General features: G+C 46.5%; 23 protein-coding genes, 1 tRNA gene and 1 other annotated feature. Of the genes, 6 read left to right on the forward strand and 18 right to left on the reverse strand.

Annotated elements, in window-relative coordinates; all coding sequences use genetic code 11:
* Window positions 1-38: 38 nt before the first annotated feature.
* The 4 genes from B2U10_RS11890 to B2U10_RS11905 all read right to left on the reverse strand — a co-directional run bounded on the left by B2U10_RS11890 (window position 39) and on the right by B2U10_RS11905 (window position 4,718).
* The gene (locus tag B2U10_RS11890; protein ID WP_290787935.1) at window positions 39-1,421 is read right to left on the reverse strand and encodes an aldehyde dehydrogenase; all 1,383 of its coding nucleotides are present in this window, start codon (window positions 1,419-1,421) and stop codon (window positions 39-41) included.
* A gap of 100 nt (window positions 1,422-1,521) precedes the next feature.
* Window positions 1,522-2,229: a purine-nucleoside phosphorylase gene (gene deoD / locus B2U10_RS11895; RefSeq protein WP_035412602.1), complete on the reverse strand. Its 708-nt coding sequence runs from the start codon at window positions 2,227-2,229 to the stop codon at window positions 1,522-1,524.
* 24 nt (window positions 2,230-2,253) lie between these two features.
* Window positions 2,254-2,958: a response regulator transcription factor gene (locus tag B2U10_RS11900; protein ID WP_035412600.1), complete on the reverse strand. Its 705-nt coding sequence runs from the start codon at window positions 2,956-2,958 to the stop codon at window positions 2,254-2,256.
* Window positions 2,955-4,718 carry a sensor histidine kinase gene (locus tag B2U10_RS11905; RefSeq protein ID WP_035412597.1) on the reverse strand — a complete coding sequence of 588 codons (1,764 nt, stop codon included), beginning with the start codon at window positions 4,716-4,718 and terminating at the stop codon, window positions 2,955-2,957. The genes B2U10_RS11900 and B2U10_RS11905 overlap by 4 nt, the downstream gene beginning before the upstream one ends.
* Before the next feature lie 197 nt (window positions 4,719-4,915).
* On the opposite strand from B2U10_RS11905, the gene B2U10_RS11910 reads away from it, so the two are divergent.
* A complete protein-coding gene (locus B2U10_RS11910; protein ID WP_035412593.1) occupies window positions 4,916-6,205 on the forward strand; it encodes an NCS2 family permease in 1,290 nt (429 codons plus the stop codon).
* A 59-nt stretch (window positions 6,206-6,264) separates the two neighbouring features.
* Here the strand turns inward: B2U10_RS11910 and B2U10_RS11915 are convergent, their stop codons facing one another.
* Window positions 6,265-7,545 carry an ABC transporter substrate-binding protein gene (locus B2U10_RS11915; RefSeq protein WP_035412590.1) on the reverse strand — a complete coding sequence of 427 codons (1,281 nt, stop codon included), beginning with the start codon at window positions 7,543-7,545 and terminating at the stop codon, window positions 6,265-6,267.
* Between the two features lie 190 nt (window positions 7,546-7,735).
* Here B2U10_RS11915 and B2U10_RS11920 point away from each other — a divergent pair, with 190 nt between their 5' ends.
* The gene (locus B2U10_RS11920) at window positions 7,736-9,196 is read left to right on the forward strand and encodes a potassium/proton antiporter (protein WP_035412588.1); all 1,461 of its coding nucleotides are present in this window, start codon (window positions 7,736-7,738) and stop codon (window positions 9,194-9,196) included.
* A gap of 152 nt (window positions 9,197-9,348) precedes the next feature.
* Here B2U10_RS11920 and B2U10_RS11925 read toward each other — a convergent pair whose 3' ends face one another.
* From B2U10_RS11925 to B2U10_RS11945, 5 genes are all read right to left on the reverse strand, one after another.
* Window positions 9,349-9,984 (reverse strand): DedA family protein, encoded by a 636-nt coding sequence (locus B2U10_RS11925; protein WP_056063558.1) that lies wholly within the window; start codon window positions 9,982-9,984, stop codon window positions 9,349-9,351.
* Window positions 9,985-10,000: 16 nt separating this feature from the next.
* The gene (locus tag B2U10_RS11930; RefSeq protein WP_035412585.1) at window positions 10,001-10,222 is read right to left on the reverse strand and encodes a hypothetical protein; all 222 of its coding nucleotides are present in this window, start codon (window positions 10,220-10,222) and stop codon (window positions 10,001-10,003) included.
* A 173-nt stretch (window positions 10,223-10,395) separates the two neighbouring features.
* Entirely contained in the window at window positions 10,396-11,370 is a 975-nt protein-coding gene (asnA, locus tag B2U10_RS11935; protein ID WP_035412582.1) for an aspartate--ammonia ligase, read from the reverse strand.
* A gap of 66 nt (window positions 11,371-11,436) precedes the next feature.
* Window positions 11,437-11,684, reverse strand: a binding site (T-box leader).
* A 144-nt stretch (window positions 11,685-11,828) separates the two neighbouring features.
* A complete protein-coding gene (locus B2U10_RS11940) occupies window positions 11,829-12,716 on the reverse strand; it encodes a carbohydrate ABC transporter permease (RefSeq protein WP_035412579.1) in 888 nt (295 codons plus the stop codon).
* Complete coding sequence (locus B2U10_RS11945) at window positions 12,713-13,600, reverse strand: carbohydrate ABC transporter permease (RefSeq protein ID WP_052019165.1); 888 nt, start codon at window positions 13,598-13,600, stop codon at window positions 12,713-12,715. Before B2U10_RS11945 ends, B2U10_RS11940 begins: the two co-directional genes overlap by 4 nt.
* A gap of 166 nt (window positions 13,601-13,766) precedes the next feature.
* Here B2U10_RS11945 and B2U10_RS11950 point away from each other — a divergent pair, with 166 nt between their 5' ends.
* Entirely contained in the window at window positions 13,767-15,446 is a 1,680-nt protein-coding gene (locus tag B2U10_RS11950) for a formate--tetrahydrofolate ligase (RefSeq protein WP_290787938.1), read from the forward strand.
* Window positions 15,447-15,462: 16 nt separating this feature from the next.
* Window positions 15,463-16,419, forward strand: a complete 957-nt coding sequence (locus B2U10_RS11955) for an alpha/beta fold hydrolase (RefSeq protein ID WP_290787941.1) — start codon at window positions 15,463-15,465, stop codon at window positions 16,417-16,419.
* 71 nt (window positions 16,420-16,490) lie between these two features.
* On the opposite strand, the gene B2U10_RS11960 is transcribed toward B2U10_RS11955, so the two are convergent.
* A complete protein-coding gene (locus tag B2U10_RS11960) occupies window positions 16,491-16,910 on the reverse strand; it encodes a hypothetical protein (RefSeq protein WP_023467229.1) in 420 nt (139 codons plus the stop codon).
* Window positions 16,907-17,452, reverse strand: coding sequence for an imm11 family protein (locus B2U10_RS11965; RefSeq protein WP_231496925.1), 546 nt, complete (start codon window positions 17,450-17,452; stop codon window positions 16,907-16,909). The genes B2U10_RS11960 and B2U10_RS11965 overlap by 4 nt, the downstream gene beginning before the upstream one ends.
* A gap of 169 nt (window positions 17,453-17,621) precedes the next feature.
* On the opposite strand from B2U10_RS11965, the gene B2U10_RS11970 reads away from it, so the two are divergent.
* Together B2U10_RS11970 and B2U10_RS11975 are read left to right on the forward strand one after the other, a co-directional pair.
* Window positions 17,622-17,695: transfer RNA gene (locus B2U10_RS11970), tRNA-Gly, on the forward strand.
* A 152-nt stretch (window positions 17,696-17,847) separates the two neighbouring features.
* The gene (locus B2U10_RS11975; RefSeq protein WP_035412567.1) at window positions 17,848-18,657 is read left to right on the forward strand and encodes an MBL fold metallo-hydrolase; all 810 of its coding nucleotides are present in this window, start codon (window positions 17,848-17,850) and stop codon (window positions 18,655-18,657) included.
* Between the two features lie 53 nt (window positions 18,658-18,710).
* Here the strand turns inward: B2U10_RS11975 and argF are convergent, their stop codons facing one another.
* From argF to argJ, 6 genes are read right to left on the reverse strand one after another with little or no spacing between them, the layout of a single operon-like run.
* Window positions 18,711-19,640: an ornithine carbamoyltransferase gene (gene argF / locus B2U10_RS11980; RefSeq protein ID WP_290787944.1), complete on the reverse strand. Its 930-nt coding sequence runs from the start codon at window positions 19,638-19,640 to the stop codon at window positions 18,711-18,713.
* Window positions 19,637-22,669: a carbamoyl-phosphate synthase (glutamine-hydrolyzing) large subunit gene (gene carB, locus B2U10_RS11985; protein WP_290787948.1), complete on the reverse strand. Its 3,033-nt coding sequence runs from the start codon at window positions 22,667-22,669 to the stop codon at window positions 19,637-19,639. Before carB ends, argF begins: the two co-directional genes overlap by 4 nt.
* Window positions 22,659-23,717 carry a carbamoyl phosphate synthase small subunit gene (locus tag B2U10_RS11990; RefSeq protein ID WP_290787951.1) on the reverse strand — a complete coding sequence of 353 codons (1,059 nt, stop codon included), beginning with the start codon at window positions 23,715-23,717 and terminating at the stop codon, window positions 22,659-22,661. Before B2U10_RS11990 ends, carB begins: the two co-directional genes overlap by 11 nt.
* Window positions 23,714-24,859 carry an acetylornithine transaminase gene (locus tag B2U10_RS11995; RefSeq protein WP_290753996.1) on the reverse strand — a complete coding sequence of 382 codons (1,146 nt, stop codon included), beginning with the start codon at window positions 24,857-24,859 and terminating at the stop codon, window positions 23,714-23,716. The genes B2U10_RS11990 and B2U10_RS11995 overlap by 4 nt, the downstream gene beginning before the upstream one ends.
* Window positions 24,825-25,598, reverse strand: coding sequence for an acetylglutamate kinase (gene argB / locus B2U10_RS12000; RefSeq protein WP_290787954.1), 774 nt, complete (start codon window positions 25,596-25,598; stop codon window positions 24,825-24,827). The genes B2U10_RS11995 and argB overlap by 35 nt, the downstream gene beginning before the upstream one ends.
* Window positions 25,595-26,812: a bifunctional glutamate N-acetyltransferase/amino-acid acetyltransferase ArgJ gene (argJ, locus tag B2U10_RS12005; protein WP_290787955.1), complete on the reverse strand. Its 1,218-nt coding sequence runs from the start codon at window positions 26,810-26,812 to the stop codon at window positions 25,595-25,597. The genes argB and argJ overlap by 4 nt, the downstream gene beginning before the upstream one ends.
* Window positions 26,813-26,833 lie beyond the last annotated feature (21 nt).

The raw sequence follows: 26,833 nt of genomic DNA on the forward strand, positions 1-26,833 counted from the left end.
GTGAAGAGCTCCTTCTTAAGTCAATTAATCACAGCTCATCATAACAAAAAGCGCATCCATTTGGAATTGCTATTTGTTCGCATGTAGCGGAACGGTAAATCAAATGCCGTCGTATTTTTGACGATTCCTTTCCGATGACTGAACGTCTCGAAACTATATTTGCCATGATATCCACCCATTCCACTCGCTCCGACTCCACCAAATGGTAAGTGGTGCTGTGCGACATGCATCAATGTGTCATTGACGCATCCACCACCAAACGAAATTCGCTCAAGGACGCGATGCTCGATGGCTTTATTCTCTGTGAATAGATAAAGCGCAAGCGGCTTATCACGATCATTGACGAATGTAATAACTTCTTCGATTTCACGGTATGTTAACACCGGTAGGATCGGTCCGAAGATTTCGTCTTGCATCAATGGAGCATCCGTTGCTACACCAGTCATGACGGTCGGCGCCATCTTGCGTGTTTCCGGATCCACTTGTCCACCGAATTCGATCGTTCCTTGCGTTAAATAATTGCTTAAACGATTCAAATGATCGTCCGATACGATTTTAACGTATGAAGAGACGCCTACGCCGTTTCCGTACTGTTTGAAGGCTTCTTCTTCTATCAGTTGTAAGAAGCGTTCTTTGACGTCTTCATGAATCAATACATAATCCGGAGCGATACATGTCTGTCCCGCATTCAACCATTTTCCCCATGCGATCCGCTTCGCTGCTAGACGAAGGTCTGCATCCTTGTGCACGATCGTCGGAGATTTTCCACCTAGTTCAAGCGTGACAGGCGTCAGGTGCTTCGCCGCAGCTTGATGTACGATTTTTCCGACGCGTGTGGAACCCGTAAAGAAGATATAGTCAAAACGCTCGTTTAATAAGGCACTGCTGACTTCAGCATCCCCTTCTATGACGATTCCGAATCGTTCATGGAATGCCGTTTCAAAGACTTCTCGTAATACGCGAGAAACATTCGGTGTCAACTCGGATGGTTTAAGGACGACCGTATTCCCGGCTGCAATCGCACCAATGACAGGAGCAAGTGCGAGCTGGAAGGGATAGTTCCATGGTGCAATCACAAGCACATTGCCATAAGGTTCGTATTGGATTTCACTTTTCGACCCGATATGCAGAAGCGGTGTTGCGACACGTTTTGGTCTTGCCAGTCGACGGAGTTGTCTCTCCATCCGTTGAATCTCTCCGTAAACGAATCCGATTTCCGTCGTGAACGCATCATGCTGTCCTTTATTGAGATCTTGTTTTAATGCCTCATAAATCGCCACTTCATGTGTTTCGATTGCTTGGCGTAAGAACGTTAACATACTTAAGCGGAAGGCTAGACTGCGTGTTGCCCCTGTCCGGAAAAAGTGCCGTTGTAATTGCAAGCGTTCTGAAAGAACTGTCTCTGTCATCGTTGTTTCCATCCGAGAATCTCTCCTTTAACTGGTCTATAACACTGCCTTCATCTTACCATATCTCTTTTTCGATATGAAAAAAGACGGAGAGGATTCTCCGTCTTGCTCTTTATAATTGAATCGCTGTCTCGAGCGCGACTTTCATCATGTCGTTGAATGTCGTTTGACGCTCTTCCGATGTCGTTTCTTCCCCTGTCAACAGATGATCCGAAATCGTCAAAATCGTCAATGCATTTACCTTATGTTTCGCAGCGAGCGTATACAGTCCTGCTGCTTCCATCTCGATTGCGAGGCATCCGAAATCTGCCCATTTTTTGAAATGATGAAAATCATCTTGATAGAACTGATCCGTCGTGAAGATTTGACCGACTTTTGCATCGATGCCTTGTTCTTTTGCGGCTGTATAGGCTTTATGCAACAGATCAAAAGACGCTGTCGGTGCGTAGTCTAATCCGTTAAAACGAGCGCGGTTTTGTGCCATGTCATGTGAAGCACTCATTGCGATAACGACATCGCGGACTTTAACGTCTGGAGTAATGCCACCAGCAGTACCGACACGAATCAAGTTTTTCGCACCATACGACTGAACGAGTTCGTTCGCATAGATTGACATCGATGGTACACCCATACCTGTTCCTTGAACAGAAACTTTTTTACCCTTATAAGTACCTGTAAAACCATACATTCCTCGAACTTCATTGTAGAGAACAACATCCTCTAAAAACGTCTCGGCGATGTATTTAGCCCGTAACGGATCTCCTGGAAGTAAGACCGTTTCGGCGATTTGTCCTTCAGCTGCGTTAATGTGTACACTCATGTACGATTCCTCCTCGATAGTCGTTTAAATCGACAACAATTCACGAAACTCGTTCGGTGTGACACCGAATTGTTTTTTGAACACTTTCCGAAAATACTTATCGTCCTGATATCCGACTTCAAGCGCAATTTCATAAATACGCGCTTCCGTCTCGCTCAACAATTCCTTCGCCCGATTCAAACGAATTGTTTGAATGTAATCAGATAAGTTAACAGAAAAACGCTGTTTGAAACGCCGTGATATATACTCTCGGCTCAAGTAAAACCGTTCGCTCATGAATTGTAGTGTCAATTCTTCCGCATAATGCGTTTCGATGTATTTTGCGATTTGATCAATCGCTTCCCCTGATTCCACTACCGGATGGATACATTCCATCGCGCGGGACAAGGCATCATTGAGTACATCTGGATCAACTGGCTTCAATAAATAATCAAAGGATTGATGCAAAATGGCACGCCGCATATACGTATAATCATCATACCCTGTCAGCACGATCGTGACGACCTTTGGATGATGATTTTTTGTCCATTCCAGTAACGTTAATCCGTCCAGTCCAGGCATTTCGACGTCGGTCAGCATTAAATCGATCGTTCCGGTATCCAGTAAACGTTTTGCCTCTTCCCCATGTTCCGCCTCGTATAGGTTTGAAACACGCCATCTGTCCCATTCTCCGAGCAGTTTGACCGCTTCTCGTACATGTCGTTCATCATCTACGATCAATACGTTCATGCCAAATCCCCCTTTTCATATGGAATCCGAATCACGATTTTGAATCCTCCCTCTGTCACTGGAGAAGAGAGGGTCATACTTGCTTCCTCCCCGTAAAATATCAAGAGACGTTCGTAGATATTGTGGAGACCGATCCCGCTCGTCTCGAGATCCTCTGGACTACGATGCATACGCATTTTTCGATCAATTTCTTCAAGTCGTCCTGTTTCAAGGACGGCACCGCTATTCTCGATTTGAATGATGAGACGTCCACCATCCGTCCGTACTTTGTAGGCAAGATAGTTTTCTGTCGCCGCTAATTGTTGACGGAAGCCGTGTTTGAAATAGTTTTCAGCAAACGGTTGTAAGATCATCTTTGGTACTTCAATGTCATTGAGGTGCCAAGGGACGTCGACGATATAACGGAATCGCTCAGGAAAACGTTGCTGTTGCAGACGGATGTATGCTTGAAGATGATCGACTTCTTGTTTTAACGTTACGATCGTTTGTTCATTGTTCATCGAGTAACGCATCATTTGCGATAATCCGGTGATGGAGCGGTACGCGATCTTCCGGTCCCCTTGTAACGTCGTCGTTCCGATCGATTGCAAGGCGTTGAATAAAAAGTGAGGATTGAGTTGAGATTGTAAGGCTCGAAGCTCATTCGTCCGATTTTCGAGCGCCAATCGATATTCCCGTTTAATCAAACGATCGATCCGTTGAATCATGCGTTGGAACTGACGATTGAGTAATCCAATCTCGTCATTCGTCGTGGCAACGAACGGTGCCGATAAATCACCCTGTTCGACTCGCCAGACGTTTGCCGTCAACTGTTTAATCGGTTTCGTGATTTGCATGGCAACCAGACTCGCGGCAATAATCATGACGATAAGAGAAGCGAGACCAATCAGTACGAGAATCAATGCCGTCTCGTTTGCCCCTTGGATGACGGATGCATAAGGAATCCGTTTGATCAGTGTCAACGGGATTCCGTTCGTCATCGTTTTCGAGTAGACGATGAACGATTTTCCGACACGTAGACTTCCGCTCTGTCCAGTGAATTGGTCGGTAGGTAGGTCCATCTTTGCTCCAGTCTGTGCCAGAACACGTTGATCGGTCATCAGCCACAGCGACTCATCCGGATCATTCTCGAACAATTTTAATTGCTGTTCAAATACCCGAACCGGAATATCGACTGAGAGGAACCCAAGCGGCTCATCCGTCTCGACACGATCAATCCGATAACGAAAACTGACGACTTGTTTCTCATCGAGAATCATCGTATGCACATTGTACGGTTCGATCGGGTGAGCTCCGTCAATCAACCAACTGTTTTTTTGTTTCATTAATCGAAAATAATCCGTTTCTTGCATCCAATCAAATGTTCCTCGACTCGTCGTTTTCATATTGTAAACCGAATACTCTGAATAGCCATTCAAGATGACGAAATGTAACTGCTCAATATCCTGTCGGGATAAAAATAGACCTAACATCGCCCGCGAGACGACTCCATCGGATTCGTCTAGTTCCTGATCCGCTCCGACACGCATGATGTTCATCAACGAGCGATTCGCATATAAACTCGTTGATAGACGTCGAATATCCTCTATATAATGAGTCACCTGTGTATTTCCCCGAGTCAACACGTTCAGGCTAGAATGTTCTGCCTGTTCGATGTTCTGGTGTCGTACATAAAGATAGGAAATCGAAGTCGCGAGGGCTGTCGGAATTAAGATCGCTAAGACAACGAGACGAATCAAACGTGTCCGGATACTTTTCATAAAAGGCGCCCCCATCCTTTTTCTTGTAATCAATCGTATCATAACCTTGAATTCGCTTACATCATTTCCTGATATTCTCTTTCAGGATTGCAATAATAAATTATTTTTTGTTTCGACTTGATTCCGAATGAATTTTACTATAATATCATCAATGTTCGTCTTTTAATCAATTTGTTATGAAGGTGGTTCTTTTATCCATGTTTAAACTTGCCGCACACCAAACAACCGTAAAACGTGAAATTCAAGCCGGATTTGTAACGTTTATTACGATGGCATACATTTTGCTCGTCAATCCGACGATTTTAGCAGATGCCGGTATCCCTCAAGCCCAAGCTTTTTCTGCGACGATCATCGCTACATTGATCGGTACACTTTTAATGGGGTTCTATGCGAATCTACCGATCGCAGTCGCACCCGGAATGGGACTCAACGCGTACTTCACATATACACTTGTCGTCGGTGAAAAAATTCCATATCAAACAGCACTTTCAGTCGTGTTCGTCGCTGGTGTCATCTTCTTATTGTTGTCACTCTCGCCGATCCGTACGAAACTGATCGAAATCATTCCGATGACCTTAAAGCTTGCCATCACGGGTGGAATCGGTCTCTTCATCGCTTCACTTGGTCTCAAGATGTCAGGAATTCTCATTGGTAGTGAAGATACACTGGTCACGATTGGTGCCTTGACGTCACCAGAAGCGCTGATCACACTCATCGGGTTATTAGTTGCTGCGATCTTGACGATCAAACGGGTACCAGGAGCTATCCTTTACGCCATGATCCTTTCTGGTGTGATCGCATTTTTGACAGGTGAATTAAAGTTCTCAGATTCCTTCGTCGCGTTACCAACGTTACCGGAAGGATTGATCATCACTAATCCGTTCAACGCCATTCAGGACGTATTTCAGTACGGGCTATTCAGCGGTGTCCTCTCCTTCGTGCTCGTAACGATGTTTGACACGACAGGTACGATGGTCGCTGTCGGTGAACAAGCTGGATTGATTGAAGAAGATGGATCATTGAAAAATAGTGAACGCGCACTATTATCTGATTCGACTGCGATGGTTGCCGGTTCCTTGTTCGGAACAAGTCCAACAACTGCTTATGTAGAATCTGCAGCAGGTGTTGCTGCGGGTGGTCGGACTGGACTCACGTCCGTGACGGTCGGGATACTCTTCGCATTATCTGCCATCTTTGGACCGTTCGTTCAATCGATTTCAAGTGTTCCCGCGATTACCGCACCCGCGTTGATTCTAGTCGGTGCCTTTATGATTCAAAACATCAAACAGATTCCATGGGATGATTTCAGTGAAGCTTTCACAGCTTTCCTTGTCATCTTGATCATGCCGTTATCCGGTAGCATCGCAACCGGTATCGCATTCGGCTTCATCGTTTATCCGATCATGAAAGCCATCCAAAAAGAGCGCGTCCATCCACTCATCTATGTATTTGCGCTTCTCTTCTTCATCCAATTATTTTTCCTATAATAAAAAACATGCCTGTTCCGTCAGTTGATCGGAACAGGCATGTTTTTTTGAATCACTTCTTATTTCTTCATTTTGTCCCATGTTTTCGTGAAATCTTGTAGCATCTCGTCAGCTGTTTTTTGCTTACCGACGTATGCCTGCATGATCGCACCAAACTCGTTTACTGCACCATCCGGATACTTGAACCAGTTCCATGAGATCGTTTTACCAGCTTTCGAGTACGCTTGGATATCATCCGCAAGCGGTCCTAAATCTTTTGCTTCGATTGATTTGAAGGCCGGAATAAACTTGAATTTGTTGACCATGTAGTCTTTTCCTGTATCAGATGTCGCCATCCACTCGAGGAATTTTTTCGCTTCTGCTTTATTCTTCGAGTTTTTATTGACGACCCAGTTATTTGGTACGCCAACAGGGAGACGATCCATTTTTTCTTTATCGTCATTGATTGGCATCGGGATGAAGCCCATATTGATATCCGGATTCACATCTGTGATCAATTGCTGTGCCCAGTTCCCTTGTTGAATCATCGCTGTCTTACCTTCAGCGAACTGGGAAACTTGTGTGTTGTAATCCGTCGTTAACGGATTTTTATTCCCGTACTTAATCGTCAAATCAAACAGATTCATGAATTCCTTGAACTGTTTGTTATCTTCGAATTTAGCTTTTCCAGCATTCAAGTCCGCGATGAACTGATCTGGATCATCCTGCTGTGCGACCGGAATGTTCATTAGGTGGTTTCCAAGAATCCACCACTCTCCATATCCGATCGAAAACGGCGTCACACCATCTGCTTTCAACTTTTTAGATGCATCCGTTAATTCCGTTAATGTTTTTGGAAGCTCTGTGATGCCTGCTTTTTTGAAGATATCTTTGTTGTAGATGAAGCCGTATCCTTCAAGGTTCATCGGCATGCCGTATAACTTTCCATCAATCGTCATCGGCTCTTTTGATAGGTCCGTTAGATCACCGACCCATTTTTCGTCTGACAAATCTTCTAATTTATCCTGCCATGTTTTTGCTTCCGTAAAGCCACCGTTGTTAAAGACATCCGGTTCATTCCCAGAGGCAAACTGCGACTTCAAGGCAGCACCATAATCCGATCCACCACCAACTGTTTGTACGACGACTTTCGTCCCCGTCTCCTTCTCATACGCTTTTGCCATTTTTTCCATGTCTTTTGCGATTTCAGCCTTGAATTGGAATACGTTGAGCGTCTTACCATCTTTTGAACCACTATCTTTCGAGTCATCGCTATTCAATGTACCGCCACCACATGCTGCCAAAGCGACGACCATCGCCGTTGTGACGACAGGTAATGCTGCCCATCTTCTTTTACGCATTCGGATTCCCTCCCTGATTTCGTTTCATTTACGTGCTACACCTTCACAATAAATGAAAACGCTTGCAATGAAGAGAGAGAAAGTTGTCCGGTGTGGTGGAAAATATTGAACAATCGTTATCCGAGTCTTTTCATCGGGATTGTTGTATCATGAAACTAGAAGATTCTTTACTGAATAGGAGCTTGATGCCATGTCCTTACAATTCACGATTTTATTGATTGGTATACTATTGTTCGCCGCTGTGTGGACGACGAAGTTATCAAGTCGTCTGAATATTCCTGCTCTATTGATTTTTATCGCTCTTGGTATGATTGCCGGAAGTGATATTACGGGTTTCATTCGCTTTGACGATGCGGAACTTGCCCAGCTTCTTGGAACTGTCGCTCTGATCATCATTCTGTTTGAAGGTGGTCTGCAAACAGCGTGGAAAGAAGTGCGACACGAGCTCGCACCTTCGCTTTCTCTTGCAACGTTCGGAGTCTTCATTGCTACTTCCATCGTTGCAGTTGCCTCCCATTACATTCTTGGCTTCAGTTGGGCGAATGCCTTTTTACTTGGCGCAATCGTAGGATCGACGGATGCTGCTGCCATCTTTTCTGTCTTAAGTGGACAACCGATCCGACGTAAGGTAGGGTCAACACTCGAAGTTGAATCTGGAACGAATGACCCCATGGCTGTCTTTTTGACCGTCTTATTCCTTGAATTCGTGACGAATCCTGAAGAAGCATCACTCTTGATGGGACTCGGTTCACTCGTTTGGGAAATGTCGATGGGGCTTTTAATCGGTCTATTCATTGGATGGACAGCTTCAACCTTGATCAATCGGATTGACTTATCTTCCTCGAGCTTTTATCCGATTTTACTCATGTCGTTTGCTTTCTTGTCTTTTGGGTTAGCTGATACATTTCATGCTAGTGGATTTCTCGCCGTTTATGTGACAGCAATCTATATCAGTAATCATGAACTCGTCTACCGTCAGACGCTCGTCCGCTTTACGATGAGTATGGCGCACCTAGCTCAAATCGGAATGTTCATTGTTCTCGGGTTGCTCGTCTTCCCGAAACAATTGCTCGATATCCGGGTTATCCTGTCTTCCGTTGCCCTTGCGTTGATTTTGATTTTCATTGCTCGACCGCTGTCCGTTTGGATTAGCTTATTGCCGTTTCGTTATTCGTGGCAAGAGAAGGTCTTTATTTCTTTTGCTGGTCTAAAAGGAGCGGTACCGATCATTCTTGCGACATACCCACTTGTTGCCGACATCGAGAATGCATCGATGATTTTCAATATCGTGTTCTTTACAGTTCTACTATCGACACTGATTCAAGGGAGTATGTTGACATTCCTTTCCGAACGGTTACGTCTCAACGAGACACAGACTTCTGCTATCCATACGGTCATTGAGTTCATGTCGATCGGTAAACCGAACGCAGAAATCATTGAATTGACGTTACCGATGTCCCATCCGTTCATCGGAACGACGATTTCAGAAATCGATTTACCGCAAGAGTTTTTGATTACCGCCATCATTCGCGATGATCATATCATTACTCCCCGTGGCGACACTGCTCTTGAAGGCAATGATCAACTGTTACTGCTGACGCCTAAACATCGTATTAAGTCGCTGAAGCGATTCTTGTTTCCTCCTGCTTGAATCCCGGGCTTACTCAAAAAAAGAAGGACTCGTCTTTTCACGCCCTTTCCTGTAGGTGTCGCGTGTGACGAGTCCTTTTTTATGAGATAAGGGTGGCAGATCATCATTCTGCCACCCTTATCTTTGTAGAGACTGACTTTTTGTCGACCCCTTCATTTATTCTGTTGCTTCGTTTTTACGTCTTGCGTCTGTCCGTGTTGTTTCGCTTTAGAGCGACGATACAGGATGTACCCGCCGAGGATTACGACGATTCCGCCTAAAATCCACCATAACTCCTGCTCTAGCCCTTTAAGCATTGACTCCGCTCGCTTTACTCCGAATCGCTCCCCGACCCAGATGTAAAAGAAAGAGACCGGAAATAATCCAATACTTGAAGCGAGTAGATAGCGCTTGAATGAAAGACCAAACAGACCACAGGGAATCGAGACGACTGAACGAACGACAGGGAAGAATCGTCCAAATAACGCGGACCATGTTCCATACTTTCCGACGATTCGCTCACCCTGCTCAATTTCTTTTTCTTTGATCAGTAACCATTTTCCGTATCGTACAAGGATTGGACGACCTGCGTAACGCCCTAAGAGATAAAAGACTGTCGCCCCCATCAAACTCCCTAGAAAGCCGACGAGAACAGCAATTGTCCAACTGACTGTTCCGTTCGATACATATAAACCGAGTAGCGGTAATCCGACTTCTGCTGGAATCAATTCTGTTCCAAGACCAATGATCATGATTCCTAAAAACAGCCAGAGATTGGATTCTCCGGCCGAAAATAACCATTCCAACATACGAGTAACCCTCCGTTCATCCTCTCGCTGGACGGAGGAGATAATAAATGATGACGACTAGAGTTGTCCAGACACCTGTGAAAATTCCGATGACCCCGACAATGAAAAAGCCGAGTGCAACGATTGAGCCTGTCCGTTTATAATCCCGCCACATTGTCCGTAAACCTTTAATGTTGAACCAAAGAAACGCAATGAACAAAATGGGGATGAGTATTCCGACGATTAATAGAGAAGACATGCTTTCACCTCTTTCTTATTTATTGTTATCCCCATTCTATCAAGAATTGACACGCTTTTCCTCCGCCTGAGGTCTTATGACCTTTAAAAAAAGAGCACACTTCCGAATGGAAGTGTGCTCTTCGTTACTTAAAATATCATTCCTTTGACGCTTTCTTACTATATATATATATGTTAGAGCAAGTGAATACCTTCAGCTTGAAGACTTTTACGAGTCTCTTCCGACCAGACAGAAGCTTGGACTTCGCCGATATGACGTTTCTTCAATAAGAACATCGCCATACGTGATTGACCAATCCCTCCACCCATCGTTAACGGCAGACGCTCTTCGAGCACACCTTGATGGAACGGGAAAGCCAATTTATCCTCTTCTTGAGCGATGGACGTCTGTTTTAATAGCGCTTCACGGTCAACACGAATTCCCATTGAAGACAATTCAAATGCTCCGATTTCTGGGTGATGTACTAAGATGTCACCGTTGAGTGTCCAATCGTCGTAATCTGCCGCTCGACCATCATGCTTCTCTCCCGAAGCAAGCGCGCCACCAATCTGCATCAAGAAAACAGCACCGTATGCCTTCGTGACCTCTGTTTCACGTTCTTTTGTTGAAAGCGTTGGATAGGCATCCTCTAGTTCTTGTGTTGTCATGAAATGAATCGTTTCCGGTAAGATCGCTGAAATGCCATACTCTGCTTCCACTTCTTGCTCGACTTGGCGAATCGTTGCATAAATCGCTTGTACCGTTTCTTTTAGATAGGCACTCGTCCGTTGTTCTTTCGTAATGACCCGTTCCCAATCCCACTGGTCGACGTGGATGGAATGTGTCGCATCAAGTATCTCATCACGACGAATCGCATGCATCAATGTGTATAATCCTTCTCCAGCTTCGAATCCGTATGTGTGAAGCGCTTGACGTTTCCATTTCGCAAGGGATTGGACGATTTCAAGATCTGTCGTGTGATCTAGTGCATCAAAGCGGATGATGCGCTCTACGCCGTTGAGATGGTCGTTGACGCCGAGTGTGCTCTCTACGAACAATGGTGCTTCAACACGTGTTAATCCGAGTGTCGTCGAAAAGCGTTCCTCAAAGCGTTTCTTTACGAGTGTGATTGCTTCCTGTGTGTGTTTCATCGATACGAGTGTTGTCATGGTGGTGTTCCTCCTCAATTGTGTTTTGAAAAAGAAGCCATAAAAAAGAGCCCTTCTTTCCCAAGAATATGGGACGAAAGACTCGGTTCCGCGGTACCACCCATGTTAGCAACGATGTTGCTCACTCAAAAGACGAATCACTTCATCTTCGGCCATATGATAACGGACAGGCAACTCCGGCTACGCCTACTGACATTCGGGTTCGGGTAGCGACTCCGGGAGGTTCTTCGCATCTTGCTTCCGACTGGGCTCTCACCATCCCCAGCTCGCTATACGGTCGTACAAGGTGTTACTCTTCCCTTCAACGTCGTTGTTACAATTGAATTGAGAACATCGTACAACAGGTCGCAAGTGTTTGAAAAGCCTTTTTTTCAAAAAAAATAAAAGTTATCAGATTAATCTGATGCATGAAACATAAAAAAAGCGTTCTCCTAGAATCGAGAACGCGCTTACAAAAATTATTTGATTGATCCACTTGTAATCCCTTGAATGATCTGTTTTTGCAGGGCGAAGAAGAATAGCAACAACGGAATGATCCCAAGCACGAGTCCGGCAAGAGCCAAGTCCCATTGTTTTGTATACTGTCCGAAGAAGTAAAACGTCGCGAGAGGAATCGTCCGTAAATCGACATCTCGTAACATGAGCGAGGGTAATAAGAAATCGTTCCAAATCCACAGCGTGTTCAAGATGATGATCGTCACTGTAATCGGCTTGAGCAATGGGAAGACGATGCGCCAGAACACACCCCATTGTGAACAACCATCAATGATTGCTGCCTCCTCGATTTCTTCAGGAATCGACTTCATGAAACCATGATACAGGAAGATCGATAGTCCAGAACCAAAACCAAGGTACATCAAAATCAGTCCCCAATAACTATTCTGTAATCCAAGATCCCCAGACAGTTTCGATAAAGGAATCATGATTGATTGGAATGGAATGATCATCGCGGCAACGAACAAGAAGAAGATGATCGTCGACAAACGTGTTTTCGTCCGGACAAGCTTCCAGGCTGCCATCGAACAAAAGATGATGATGACCGCATTAGCACCGACTGTAATGATGACGGAGTTTAAAAAGACTTTTCCGAAGTTCATGGCTTCCCATGCTTCTGAATAGTTGGAAGTCATCCATTCCTTTGGTAGACCCGATGTGTTCGTAAAGATATCTCCCTGCGTCTTGAATGAATTCGAGACGACGTAATAAAACGGAATCATATACAGAAGCCCCATCAATAAGGCTGCTAGTTCGACTGTTCCAAGACGGAGTGAATAACGACCTCTCGCCTTTTTAGAGCGCTTTGGTTTCTCCTCTTGCGGAGTAGGTAACGGTTGTGCCGTACTCATGCTTCCACCTCCCGTTTTTTCGTCAGATAGACTTGAGTGACTGTAATCGCCGCAACAACAACGAAGAAGATGATTGCTTTCGCTGAACCGAGTCCAAGATTATTATTCGTAAACGATTCCTTGTAAATGTTTAAAGCAAGCATTTCGGTCGATTTGAAGGGTCCACCATTCGTTAGTGACAAGTTCGTATCGAATAACTTGAAGGACCACGAAATCGTTAAGAACAGACAAATCGTGACGGACGGCATAATCAGTGGCAACGTAATGTTCCGTAATGTCGATAGACGATTGGCACCATCGATTTTTGCTGCTTCAATCAGCTCTTGAGGAACGTTTTGTAGAGCCGCGATATAGATGACCATGATGTAACCGCCACCTTGCCAAATTGAAACGATGACGATACCCCAGAACCCTGTTCGGGCATCTCCTAACCATGGAAGTTCAAATATGCTCCACCCTGTCAATTCACCGATTGATGCAAAGCCTTTGACATAGATGAACTGCCAGACGAATCCGAGAATCAATCCACCGATTAAGTTCGGCATAAAGAATATTGTCCGTAAGAAATTACGTGTGCGAATATTTTGTGTCAATAAAAACGCCAAGATGAAACCGACGACATTCGTTAAGACGACGGCGACGACCGTATATTTCGTCGTCAACCAAAATGACTGCTGAAACTGCTCGTCACTCGTAAAGAGACGGACATAGTTATCAAAGCCGATCCAATTTAATTCTCCTGTTACACCATTCCAGTCCGTGAACGAATACATGACGCCATTGAAAAACGGTACAAGCACGATCACTGCGAATACAAGAAAGACCGGTCCGACGAAGAGCCAAAAATCAAGACCGCGTTTCCACTTCTTTTGTCCAGATGTCATTGTTTCATCCCTCCTCCACTCTACAGTACGTCTTTCACTTACACTTGAACACGTCACCATTTGACCCATTGGGTGGAAAATATTGAACGTTTTCTTTTGGCGCGTTCACACTAGATAGGCTACTATTAGAAAAAAGAGAGATCCAATCAAAGAGGGAGTCGATACCATGGAAAAGACCATTCGTTCTGACTTAGAAATCGCACAACAAACTGTCTTACGCCCGATTCGAGAAATCGCGGATCGGATTGGTTTGCAAGAAGAAGATTTTGATACGTACGGAAAGTATAAAGCGAAGTTGACAGACGGGCTGCTGAACCGGTTGGCAACGAAATCTGACGGCAAACTGATTCTTGTCACTGCTATCAATCCAACGGCTGCCGGTGAAGGGAAATCAACCGTCACTGTCGGACTCGGACAAGCACTACACCGAGCAAACCATAAGACGATGATTTGTTTACGGGAACCCTCACTTGGTCCGACGATGGGATTAAAAGGTGGTGCGTGTGGTGGTGGCTATAGCCAAGTCCTGCCGATGGAGGAGATCAATCTCCATTTCACAGGTGATATGCATGCGATCACATCTGCTCATAATACAATCAGTGCCTTGCTCGACAATCACCTGCATCAAGGCAACATTCTTGGCATTGATCCACGCCGTATCGTCTGGAAACGTGTGCTTGATTTAAACGACCGTGCCTTGCGCCAAGTTACGATTGGTCTCGGCGGTCCTGCACATGGCGTTCCGCGTCAAGATGGCTTCGATATCACGGTCGCTTCCGAAATCATGGCTGTCCTCTGTCTATCAGACTCTATCACGGATCTCGAACGACGCCTGAGCCGCATTGTCGTTGCGTATACGTACGATCAACAGCCGGTTACGGTCAAGGATATTCAAGCATCAGGAGCTGCAACGTTACTTCTAAAAGATGCGTTCCGCCCAAACCTCGTTCAGACCGTCGAAGGAACACCGGCATTGATTCATGGCGGACCGTTCGCGAACATCGCACACGGCTGCAACTCTTTGATTGCTACACAAACCGCGTTGAAGTTAAGTGACTACGTTGTCACAGAAGCAGGATTCGGCGCTGACTTAGGAGCTGAGAAATTCTTCAATATCAAATCTCGGATTGGCGAACTCCATCCGGATGCCGTCGTCATCGTCGCTACGGTTCGTGCCTTGAAGATGCATGGTGGTGTAGACAGAACACAACTCAGCGAAGAAAACCTCGCTGCCTTAACGGATGGTCTTGCTTTACTTGAAAAACACGTTGAGACGATGAACTTGTTCGGTGTCCCTGCCGTCGTTGCCTTGAACCGTTTCTTCACCGATACGGAAGCCGAGCGGAACATGATTTTGACATGGTGCCAGGAACGAAATATTCGTGTGGCGGAAAGCGAAGTCTTCAGTAAAGGCGGTGCCGGCGGTGAAGCACTCGTCGCGGAAGTCATGCAAGCACTTGAGGAACCAAGCCAGTTCCGTCCACTGTACCCTGACGAGTTGCCGCTTCGTCAAAAGATCGAACGTATCGCAAAACGTGTCTATGGCGCAGCCGACGTTCATTTTGAAGACAAAGCCCTCCGCGAACTCGAACGGTGTACGGAGATGGGATTGAATCATTTACCGATTTGTATGGCAAAAACGCCATTTTCTTTAACCGATGACCCCGCTCGGTATGGTCGTGTCGAAGACTTCACGATTACAGTTCGTGAAATCCGACCATCGATTGGTGCAGGATTCATCGTTGCATTGACTGGGAATGTATTAACGATGCCGGGATTACCCGCGGTTCCTGCTGCCTTCCATATGGGCGTTTCGGAAGACGGACAGGTATTCGGACTTTCTTAATGAGAGGATGAGTTACATGACGATTGATCATTCACACTGGATAGCCTCTGACGGCTATACTACGACATTGCATAGCCTCGAAGCACATGATTCGAAAGGAGTCGTGATCGTCTTTCACGGGATGATGGAGCATGGCGCACGGTATGAGGAATTCGCAGAATTCCTCTATGCTCATCATTACCACACGATCATCGCAGATTTGCGCTGTTTCGGAACTCAAGCTGCACAGCGCGGGACACTCGGTCATCTTGAACCGAATCAAGGTTTTAATCAATTGATGCAGGACGCAGAAGAACTCGTCTCTGACATCAAAGAACGTTACCCGACGTTACCAGTATTCATTTTCGGTCACAGTTTTGGTTCGTTGATCGCTCGCCGGATTGGTCAAACACTCGGTCACACGGTAGCAGGAATCATCGCGAGCGGCCCTCCGACGAGCACAGGTTTACTCGGTAACATCAGCGAAAAGCTCGTCGAACGCCAAATCAATCAGCTTTCTTCTACACATCTTGCTGAACGTTTCGGACAACTGGTCTTCGGACGCTATAATCTACATTTCTTCCCGGCACTATCGAAAAATGCCTGGCTCTCTTCGGATCCACAATCCGTCATGCGCTATGATGAAGATCCGTTATCCGGTCAAACGGTCACACTCGGGTTCTTCCATGAACTCTTGCACGCAACGAAACTCGTCAACGCACTTGCCTCCATCTATCAGCATCCGCGTCACTTACCACTGTTGCTCATTGCGGGTGGCGATGACCCGGTCGCATTTGACGGCAAAGGTATCCATCATCTGTTCGATATGTATAACCGTGTCCGTGTCGATGCCGTACAGCTGACGATTTATAAAGGGTTACGCCACGAGCTCTTCCATGAGTTCGAACGTATCCGCGTTTTCGCAGATATCGCGAGCTGGTTGAATAAACAAGTCAACCCTGCAGCTACACGCTCATCTTCTCGTTCTTCTTAAGTCATATCGATCGATACAAAAAGGCAGCAGATCCTTGGATCTGCTGCCTTTTGAACAATCTATTGTGTACTTCATTGAATCCAAGTTAGTGAAGAAATCATCGCTTCGATTTCCTCGATTTCAAGCGTCTCGCGTTCTGCGGAGTATGTCAATAGGACTAGCCGTTCCCCGTCTGAATACGCATAGATGCGTAAGAAGATATCTTCTTCTTTCCCGTCTACTGCTAGCAATGCTTCTTTTGTTGAATTACGGCGGACTTCAAGTGCTCCCGTTAGTTCGATGCCGAACTCTTCTACCAACAGATTGATTTCTTGTTCTGCCGCTTCATACGGTGTCAGTTCTTCTGAATCGGACTCATAAATGGATAATTGTAGCGTGCCCATTGCATTTTCGTCTGTTGAATAAAAACTGACGTATGTTTCTTCTTCTTGATATTCAAATACCTTTGGATATTCTAGCGTGATCCAATGATCGACTGTGTACTGTTTCATTTGAATTCCTCCATTCGTTGTATCTCTTCAAAGCGAATACCCGTCACAGCCATACGCTCGAATTGTCGAGCGAGTTGAGCAGAGACGAACATGCGATGTGTTCGCTCATCTCGCATAAGATGATGCGGACATATCGAATCGCTGATTCGTCGCTCTGTCAAAAAATAGACGCGCCGTCTCGGAATCGGACGGAATACATCCGTCGTATGTAAATGTTCGATCCGACTGACAGATAAGAGATTGAGAAGATAGTACGGAACCACTCCGTCCTTCGTCTCAAGATGTACCTTGAGACATTGTACAGAAAAGGGCGCATATGCTGCAATGACTCGCTGCACACGTTCCGAGACGAGCGGCAGATCGAATGTGTTCGGAAGGACATCCGGTAGCAAATCCGCATCTTGATTGATGGAAAAAGCAAGTACACCTACGTTATGGAACCACTCTCCTATCAATAAGCGATGACGATCGAATTGGTGATGACAAATTGCTTCCCATCCTTTTCCCATCGGCTGTTCGCTCCAAACTCTTACTTCATTCACCAGACACTCTCTCCTCTACCCAACTTTACCCATATTACAAATCAAGATTACCAGTGTAAACGATTAACTAGTATTATTGTACACTGAATCTCAAAAGAAATTGCCTTTTTTCATAAAAGTTATGGAAATGCTCTCTTTGCTATGCTACTATATTTCATGTAGCCAATACGCGGGTGTAGTTTAATGGTAAAACCTCAGCCTTCCAAGCTGATGACGAGAGTTCGATTCTCTTCACCCGCTCCAATTATGACATAACATAGGTCTAGGACCATTTCCCTCTAGAGGGCAGACGACTCGCGGCGTGCGAGTCGTCTTTTTTATTGGTTCTGCTGATGATTCCAACGAATTTATGGGTATACAACGATATAGATAGAGATTCGTAAAGGAGGATTCGTATGATTCAGATGAAAATGCCTGGCGTGACGATTTATCAAAGTACACTTATGAAAACGACCTCAACATTGATCGAGACGCCTGATTGTCTGATTGTCGTCGATCCTGGCTGGCTTCCTGATGAGATTGCAACGATTCGTCGAGACGTTGAAATCGTGCGTCGTGAACGACCATTATATGTCGTCTATACGCATGCTCATTTTGATCATATTTTAGGTGCTTACGCCTTTACGGATGCCATCGTCATCGCTTCTAAACCGTTCATCGATGTCGATCGACAAGAAGCGCTCAAAGCCGTTCAAGACTTTAACGATGAATTTTACATCGACTCCCCCGTGCTATTTCCAGATGTGACGCATGTGATCCATGAGTCTGAAACGATTTTGACGATTGGACAGACGAAGCTAATCTTCTTTATGACGCCCGGTCATGAAGCGACTCACCTTTCCTTCATCGTCATGCCACTTCACTTGTTAGTCTGCGGTGATTATGCTTCCGATGTTGAAATCCCTTTGATTGAACACGATTCCTCTGAATATTTGACGACACTCGAACTACTCGAGTCGTTCATTTATGAATATGAAGTCAAACTCTTGATTCCCGGACACGGTCACATTTGCGATGTCCGAACAGAGATGATTGAACGACTTCATCAGAGCTATGATTATATCCTCGCGCTCCGTGCCGGAAAAGAATCTGACTGGGCACCATCCTGGCAAACGACTCCGTTCATGAAACGTCTGCACGAAAAAAATAAGCGACAAGTCAAACAAGAACACGAGGAACGATTAGCACGGCGTCACTACGATTAACTTTCATCAACCAAAAGACTCGGTCGCTAAATCGGCGACCGAGTCTTTTATGATTATCCAAGTAATGTGACGAGTAACGCTTTTTGTGCATGGAGACGATTCTCGGCTTGATCGAAGATGACAGATTGCTTGCCATCGATGACGTCTGCCGTGACTTCCTCCCCACGGTGTGCCGGCAGGCAGTGCAAGAAAATGGCTTCATCATTCGCTTGATTCATGATATCGTCATTGACCTGATATCCTTCAAATGCTTGCAGACGTATCGTCGCTTCTTCCTCTTGTCCCATGCTTGCGAAGACATCCGTATACACGACATCCGCACCACTCGCTGCTTCCTTAGGGTCCGTCATGACGATGATATTTCCACCGGTTTCTTTCGCAATGGCTTGTGCCTCATGAACGACTTGTGGATCAGGAGCATAGGCTGCTGGCGCACAAATCCGGACTTCCATTCCACTGAGCGCTCCACCAATCATTAGCGAATGCGCCATATTGTTCCCGTCCCCGATATATGTCAAAATCTTTCCAGCCCGGGTTCCGAATGTCTCTTCGATCGTCAGCAAGTCAGCAAGGACTTGGCACGGATGATGCAAATCCGTCAGTCCGTTAATGATTGGAATCGTGCCATGTGCCGCAAGTGTATCGACGATCTCATGACCGAACGTCCGGATCATGAGGGCATCGACGTAACGGCTCATGACTTGAATCGTATCAGAAAGCGGCTCCCCCCGACCGATTTGCATATCTGCTCCACTCAGTACGATTGGATGCCCGCCGAGTTCGACAACACCCACTTCAAATGATAGGCGTGTCCGCGTCGATGCCTTTTCAAACAATAAGGCAACTTTTTTATGGCTTAATACGTTTTGGTAAACGCTTGGTTGATGCTTGATATCTTTCGCGAGTGCCAATAGCTCCGTCAATGCTTCCGGCGTCAGTTCCGCCATCGTCAAGAAATGTTGCAGTTGTTGCATCGTCTTCATTTTACTTCCTCCTTGATCGGCTCTGTCCATGTATGAAGTGGCTTAATAGCATAAGAGGACTTTTCTACCGCTTGTAGATGATACTGTGCTAGTTCAGGTTCTGTCAGAACTTGTACTCCGGCAGCAAGCGCTGCTTCGCGACTGGTTTTTTCTTCTGTCACGTGTGAATAGAAAATCGCACATTGTGCCCAGTCGATCGTTTCATCTAACGCTACACCTGTTCCGAATGCCTCGGTATCTGCTCCAGCAACGATGATGTCTCTTGCGGTCAAATGTCGTTTCGTCGTCTCGTCGAAAATGAAACGCTCCAGTGCCAGTCCGTCTGTCGTCCATTGCAACGTTTCACCTGTCGAACGCATGACAGGGCCTGTTTTCGGATCGACTCCTTGTAGTTTCAGCGTTGAAAAAACAGGGGTCTTGACGGCATGGAAATTAAGTTTCGTCTGTTCTGTTGGTAGTGCGACCGCTTGACCGACAGCAGCTTGGACTGCCCACTGCAAGATTGGTTGACCCGTTACTTTGGCGACGATCGGTAACGTGCGGGAGGCACGCGGATTGATTTCTAGCACGTAGACCTGATCGTCATGCAAGACGAATTGGATATTGTACGCTCCTTTATAATCCATCCGTTGCCCGATCATCTGTGCAATTCGTTCTACTTCGCTCTGAACGGTAGCGCTGAGCGATACAGGTGGTAGAATCATCGTCGAATCCCCAGAGTGAACTCCTGCCCGTTCCAATTGCTCCATCAAAATCGGAACGTACGTCGTTGTTCCATCCGTAATGCAATCGACTTCGATTTCCTTTCCTTGGAGGTAGGCATCCACGAGGACAGGGAATGCTAATTCGGAAACGATCGTATCTAATTGCTCTTGATCGTGGATGATATGCATCCCCTTACCTCCGATGACATAGGAAGGACGAATCATGACCGGGTAACCAATCGTTGTTGCGACTTCTATCATTTGTTCGTGTGTCGCCACTTCTTGTCCTGGAATACGATCGATCCCGATGTCATCTAAAAATTGATAGAACCGCTCACGGTCTTCCATTTGATCGATGACAGCTGCCGTCGTTCCAAGAAGATGATAACCGGCTGTCTCTAAACCTGATGCAAGCGCAATCCCCGTTTGTCCTCCGAACTGGACTAATACATCTTGGCAATCCTCTGCTTCTAGGACATGCATGACGTCTTCGAGTGTCAGCGGCTCGACATATAGGCGATCTGCGACTTCGAAGTCGGTCGAGACGGTCTCCGGATTATTGTTGATCATGATCGTTTCATAACCGGATGCTTGTAGTGCACGTACCGCGTGAACGGAACAATAATCAAATTCGATTCCTTGACCGATCCGAATGGGTCCCGCACCGATGACAGCGACTTTCTTTTTCGTCGATGCAGTGACTTCCGTTTGACCACTCCAGTTTCCGTAGAAGTAAGGAGTTGCACTCTTGAACTCTCCTGCACATGTATCAATCATATGATAGACAGGAAGGATGCCTTTCTTTTTACGTAAGTGCTCGATGTCTACAGCACCGACACCCGTCAGAAAGGCAATTTGTTCGTCCGTGAAGCCCATCATTTTTGTCTGTTTTAAAGAACTTTCATTCGATAAATCAATTTTTTGTTGCTGATCGACGAGGCGCTGGAGTACTTTGACGAATAAAGCTTGTACTTTCGTCTGTTCGACGAGTTCTTCGACGGTCGTTTCCTGACGATCTAGTAGTGCTAACATCGCGAGCAGACGACGGTCCGTCGGCACTTTTATTTCTTTCCACAATACGCCAGCCTCCGCTGTTTTCATCCATGTCGGATAAAGAGGCGATTGCTCGACTCCTGCACCACGCCACGCCTTTTGTAACGCTTCTTCCAGCGTCTTCCCCATCGCCATACTTTCACCGGTCGCCTTCATTTGTGTACCAAGTGTCCGGTTACTGTCAGTAAATAGATCGAACGGGAAACAAGGCACTTTTGCCGTGATATAATCCATCGTCGGTTCGAAGCTCGCCATCGTCTCCTTCGTGACAGGATTGATACAGTCGTCGAGTCGCTCACCGAGTGCAAGACGCGTCGCTAATTTCGCAATCGGGTACCCCGTCGCTTTGGAAGCAAGTGCTGAAGAGCGACTGACACGCGGATTGACTTCAATGACGAAGTAGCGTTCTTCCGTCGGGTGGATCGCAAACTGGATGTTGCATCCACCGATGACACCGAGGTGCGACACGATTTTACGCGCTTCCGTCCGCAATTGCTGATTCATTCGATCCGAAATCGATTGAATCGGTGCAAAGACGACAGAGTCTCCGGTATGGACACCGACGGGATCAATGTTTTCCATGTTACAGACGATGATCGTCGTATCTGCACTGTCACGCATGACTTCATATTCGACTTCTTTATAACCAGCAATACTCACTTCAACCAAACACTGTGAAATCGGACTTGCTTGTAAGCCGTTTTGCGCTAGCAGACGTGCTTCGTCCTTTGTCAGCGCAATTCCACCGCCCGTTCCCCCGAGCGTAAAGGCTGGTCGGATGACGAGTGGGACACCATGTACTGCCATGAATTCTTCAAGCTCTGCTAACGATTCGATCGTTTGACTTTCCGGGAGCGGTTGCGCGAGCTCGATCATCTTTTGCTTGAATCGTTCGCGATCTTCTCCGTCTCGGATCGTCTCAAGCGATGTCCCTAGGAGTTCGACACCGTATTGCTCAAGTACTCCTGCTTCTTCGAGTGACATTGCAAGATTGAGTGCCGTTTGTCCGCCGACCGTCGCTAGGAGATGGGACGGTCGATCTTGTTTGATGATAGCTGTTGCTTTTTCAAGAGTCATCGCCTCAATGTAGACATGATCTGCCGTGCTCGGATCCGTCATGATAGTAGCCGGATTCGAATTCATTAAGATGACCTCGCATCCCGCTTCTCGAAGCGACTGACAGGCTTGTGTGCCGGAATAATCAAATTCTGCTGCTTGTCCGATGACGATCGGACCCGAACCGATGACGAGTACTTTCTGTTTATCCCACATATGCTACCTCCTGATGTAATACGGTATTTACGAATTGATCGAAGACGACCATCGCCTCTGTCGGTCCTGGACTCGCTTCTGGGTGAAACTGGACTGTCATGATCGGTAGAGCCGGATGAATCAATCCTTCAACGGATCCATCATTGATGTGTTCATACGCAAGTTCCATCTCAGACGCTTCGATGCTTTTAACATCAACGGCATAACCATGATTCTGAGACGTCATGAATACTTGTCCGGATGCTAGATGACGTACAGGATGATTCGCTCCTCGGTGTCCATGATGTTGTTTTAATAAGGTACAACCGAACGCATGAGCGAGAACTTGGTGTCCCATACAAATACCAAGTGTCGGATAGCTCGTCGCCAGTTCACGGATTTCTGAAAGGAATGGATCTAGTTGCGTCGGATCACCAGGTCCATTGGAAAACAGCAGACCGTCTGGTGCCAGTGCTTGAATCCGTTCCGGTGTCGTATCGTATGGCACGACCGTCACACGCATATGCCGTTCAAGCAAAGCATCAATCATCGATTGTTTCACACCGTAATCGATACAGACGACATGACCATCTTCGACTTCCGGAACGTATTCAACGTTTGAAGTCGTCGACACAGAAGCGATGTATGCTGCGTCTACTGACTCCGGTACTGTCATATTCTCCTGCATCATGTCTCCAAATTGGTCGCCCTCTGTCCGTAATAGATGTACAAGGGAACGCGTATCTACTCCCGACAAAACCGGAACATTCGCTTCGCCTAGCCAGCTTGCGAGTGATGTTCCTTGCCCATCCTCAGCCAAAGTTTGAACGATGACACCAGCGACTTGAATCTGGTTGCTTTCTGACGCCTCCGCTTGAATACCGTATTGACCGATCAACGGATATGTGAAGACAAGAATTTGCCCCTGATAAGATGGATCCGTTAAGACTTCCTGATATCCTGTCATCCCAGTAAAAAAGACGACTTCTCCTTTGACTGGAACTGTTCCTTGCCACGAACCGGTAAACGTCGTTCCGTTCGCAAGCGTTAGTTTTCCGGATTGTTTCATACGATGACCTCCTGTTGACAAACGAGTTGTATTTTTTCGATGGCTTGCGTGAGCTCTTGTTCCGTCACGAACAACGATGGCAACAAGCGAATGACATGAGGACCAGCCGAAACGACAAGAAGACCATTCTCACGTAAGGCATCAATCAGCGGTGCAACAGGCATCGTACATTCCATACCAATCATCAAGCCACGACCACGAATAGAACTCACGATCGACTTGGGTAATTTTTTTTCTAATTGTTGACGTAAATATTCACCTTTTTCTTGAATGTCTGCCATGACAGTGTCACTTAACAAGAGGTCAAGTGTTGCTTCTGCAGCTGTCATCGCGAGTGGATTTCCACCAAATGTCGAACCATGCGATCCGGGCGTGAATACTTCTGCTGCCTCTTCCGTTGCGAGTAGCGCACCAACCGCGAGTCCACTTCCAAGTCCTTTCGCAAGGGTGATGATATCCGGTACGAGTGGTGTCTGCTCAAATGCAAAACGTGAACCCGTCCGACCAATTCCGGTTTGCACTTCATCGACGATGATTTTGACATCGTATTGCTGCGCCTTCTTCATCAACGCTTCTAGCCACGCATCGTCAGCGACGACGACCCCACCCTCTCCTTGAATGATTTCGAGCCATACAGCAGCAGTTTGATCCGTAATTGCTGATAGGCTTTCCATCTCGTTAAACGGTAGATGTTTGAATCCATTCACCATCTCCCCGTATCCCGCTTTGATTTTTTCCTGTCCTGTTGCGCCCATCATCGCAAATGTCCGACCATGGAAAGATTGTTTAAACGTGACAACTTCTGTTTTCCCTGTCCATTTTCGAACGAGTTTGTACGCCGCCTCGTTTGCTTCAGCACCACTGTTACAAAAGAAAGCATGACTGAGATGACTGTCTTCCGTCAGTCGCTCGGCGACCCGCTCTTGTGCCGCGATTTGAAACAGATTCGACGTATGCCAAATTCGGTTCAACTGTTCCTCTAGCCGTTGCTGAACATAAGGATGACGGTGCCCTGTGTTGCATACAGCGATTCCCATGATGAAATCAAGATACGTCTTTCCTGTCGCATCTTCTACGATCGATCCTTGTCCTTTGACCAATTCCACATCAGTACGTTGATAAGTGGGTAGTAGTGCACTCATGTAATTCCTCCTTGATTCGTGTCCCTGCATCTAACGCATTTTTTCCCGATCGAATGACGACCTCTGAAATACCATGCTGAGTGGCCTGCATCATCGCTTCGACCTTCGGAATCATTCCCCCGTAAATTTCTCCCGACGCGATCGCAGCTTCGATAGCTGCAGACGTGATTTCTGATTGATAGTCACCGTTTACTTTTACACCTTCGACATCCGTCAACAATTCAAATCGGTCGACGGACCAAGCCTTCGCGACAGCAATGGCACACGCATCCCCGTTACTGTTCAACACACCTTGTTCCCCTGTGACAAGGGATGTGACGACCGGCACATAACCATTCGTACTCAACACTGTGAACAATCGTGGATGAATGTGCGTAATTTGACCAACTGCCCCGAGTCCTTTGACTTTTTTACCATGGACGCTCGCACCGTCTAACCCGCTCATCCCGACCGCTGGAATTCCTGCCTGATTCAATTGCTGGACGATCCCGGATTGGACTTCCCCTGCTAAGATCCGTCGCGCCCCGAGTAACACACCATCCGTCGTCACACGGACACCATCTCGAAACACGGGTTTGATTCCCTCTTGTTCACAGTAACTCGATAGAAGTGGGCCACCCCCATGGACGATCAATAGTTCGTTACCGGTTTCGACCCACGCTTTCCATTCCTCGAAATACCGCGCATCCAATTGCTCCCATACACTACCACCCAGTTTGATAACTTTTCGTTTCGTCATGTCCGATAACTCGCATTGATTTTGACGTAATCGTACGTCAGGTCACAACCATAGGCGTGTCCTTGTCCTACTCCATCATTCAAATTGATATGAATTCGGACGTCTTGTTGCGCAAGGTCCTGCGATGCGATTGTTTCATCAAATAAAATAGGCATGCTCTGTTGTAACACCCACTGCGAACCAATTTTAATATCAACGTTTGATACATCAAGCGGCTCCTTGATACTTCCGACAGCAGCGATGATTCGTCCCCAGTTCGCATCTTCCCCAAAGATTGCTGTTTTGACGAGAGACGATCCGACGACTTGTTTAGCGACCATCCGCGCTACTTCATCGGTTTGTGTTCCCTTTACCGTCACTTCGATTAACTTCGTCGCACCTTCCCCGTCCCGCGCAATTTGTTTCGCTAAATCTTGACAAACCGTTTCGATGGCCTGTTCGAATGCGAATGCTTCGTCCGTACCTTCAACGATCGGCGCTCCCCCTGCAGCTCCACTCGCTAAAATCATGACCATGTCATTTGTCGAACTGTCTCCATCTACGGTAATGCAGTTAAACGTCCGATGAATCGTCCGGCGCAATAGTGTCTGTAAGACATCCGGTTCAATCGTTGCATCGGTCGTCAAGAACCCAAGCATCGTCGCCATGTTCGGATGAATCATCCCTGATCCTTTCGCTACACCACATACTGAAATTTGGACATCCCCTTGCATGTATTGTTGACCAGCTGATTTCGTACCGGTATCGGTCGTCAGGATCGCATGGGCGAAATCACTCGCGGCATCCTTTTCATTTGTAGGGATCAGCTGTGGAATACCTGCCAGTAACGTATCAATGGCTAACGGTTGACCGATGATTCCAGTCGAAGCGATGACAACTTGTTCAGGAGCGATCCCGAAATGTGTCGCTAACGCTTGTTGTGATGTATACGCATGTGATAGACCAAGTTCTCCCGTACAGGCATTCGCGTTCCCGCTGTTGACGAGGACGGCATGAATGCGTCCTTGTGACGCCTGAATCGCTTGCTTCGTCACAGTAATCGGTGCTGCTTGCACCTGATTCGTCGTATAGACAGCTGCGGCACTTGCTCCTTCCTCACACCAAATCAAACCAAGATCCTTTCGCTTTCGCTTTAGCCCCACGTGTACCCCTGATGCTTGAAATCCCTTCGGTGTCGTGATCGTCAATGGGGTCTCTACTTGTACTTGCCACACAGGCGTTCCTCCTCTTTCGTC

Source organism: Exiguobacterium sp. UBA7533, assembly GCF_002479335.1.
Taxonomy (GTDB): domain Bacteria; phylum Bacillota; class Bacilli; order Exiguobacteriales; family Exiguobacteriaceae; genus Exiguobacterium_A.

What these genes read in the sequence shown, in the direction of transcription:
- B2U10_RS11890 (WP_290787935.1), bottom strand. Translation starts at nt 1,421, where the DNA reads ATGGAAACAACGATGACAGAGACAGTTCTTTCAGAACGCTTGCAATTA.
- deoD (WP_035412602.1), bottom strand. Translation starts at nt 2,229, where the DNA reads ATGAGTGTACACATTAACGCAGCTGAAGGACAAATCGCCGAAACGGTC.
- B2U10_RS11900 (WP_035412600.1), bottom strand. Translation starts at nt 2,958, where the DNA reads ATGAACGTATTGATCGTAGATGATGAACGACATGTACGAGAAGCGGTC.
- B2U10_RS11905 (WP_035412597.1), bottom strand. Translation starts at nt 4,718, where the DNA reads ATGAAAAGTATCCGGACACGTTTGATTCGTCTCGTTGTCTTAGCGATC.
- B2U10_RS11910 (WP_035412593.1), top strand. Translation starts at nt 4,916, where the DNA reads ATGTTTAAACTTGCCGCACACCAAACAACCGTAAAACGTGAAATTCAA.
- B2U10_RS11915 (WP_035412590.1), bottom strand. Translation starts at nt 7,545, where the DNA reads ATGCGTAAAAGAAGATGGGCAGCATTACCTGTCGTCACAACGGCGATG.
- B2U10_RS11920 (WP_035412588.1), top strand. Translation starts at nt 7,736, where the DNA reads ATGTCCTTACAATTCACGATTTTATTGATTGGTATACTATTGTTCGCC.
- B2U10_RS11925 (WP_056063558.1), bottom strand. Translation starts at nt 9,984, where the DNA reads ATGTTGGAATGGTTATTTTCGGCCGGAGAATCCAATCTCTGGCTGTTT.
- B2U10_RS11930 (WP_035412585.1), bottom strand. Translation starts at nt 10,222, where the DNA reads ATGTCTTCTCTATTAATCGTCGGAATACTCATCCCCATTTTGTTCATT.
- asnA (WP_035412582.1), bottom strand. Translation starts at nt 11,370, where the DNA reads ATGACAACACTCGTATCGATGAAACACACACAGGAAGCAATCACACTC.
- B2U10_RS11940 (WP_035412579.1), bottom strand. Translation starts at nt 12,716, where the DNA reads ATGAGTACGGCACAACCGTTACCTACTCCGCAAGAGGAGAAACCAAAG.
- B2U10_RS11945 (WP_052019165.1), bottom strand. Translation starts at nt 13,600, where the DNA reads ATGACATCTGGACAAAAGAAGTGGAAACGCGGTCTTGATTTTTGGCTC.
- B2U10_RS11950 (WP_290787938.1), top strand. Translation starts at nt 13,767, where the DNA reads ATGGAAAAGACCATTCGTTCTGACTTAGAAATCGCACAACAAACTGTC.
- B2U10_RS11955 (WP_290787941.1), top strand. Translation starts at nt 15,463, where the DNA reads ATGACGATTGATCATTCACACTGGATAGCCTCTGACGGCTATACTACG.
- B2U10_RS11960 (WP_023467229.1), bottom strand. Translation starts at nt 16,910, where the DNA reads ATGAAACAGTACACAGTCGATCATTGGATCACGCTAGAATATCCAAAG.
- B2U10_RS11975 (WP_035412567.1), top strand. Translation starts at nt 17,848, where the DNA reads ATGATTCAGATGAAAATGCCTGGCGTGACGATTTATCAAAGTACACTT.
- argF (WP_290787944.1), bottom strand. Translation starts at nt 19,640, where the DNA reads ATGAAGACGATGCAACAACTGCAACATTTCTTGACGATGGCGGAACTG.
- carB (WP_290787948.1), bottom strand. Translation starts at nt 22,669, where the DNA reads ATGTGGGATAAACAGAAAGTACTCGTCATCGGTTCGGGTCCGATCGTC.
- B2U10_RS11990 (WP_290787951.1), bottom strand. Translation starts at nt 23,717, where the DNA reads ATGAAACAATCCGGAAAACTAACGCTTGCGAACGGAACGACGTTTACC.
- B2U10_RS11995 (WP_290753996.1), bottom strand. Translation starts at nt 24,859, where the DNA reads ATGAGTGCACTACTACCCACTTATCAACGTACTGATGTGGAATTGGTC.
- argB (WP_290787954.1), bottom strand. Translation starts at nt 25,598, where the DNA reads ATGACGAAACGAAAAGTTATCAAACTGGGTGGTAGTGTATGGGAGCAA.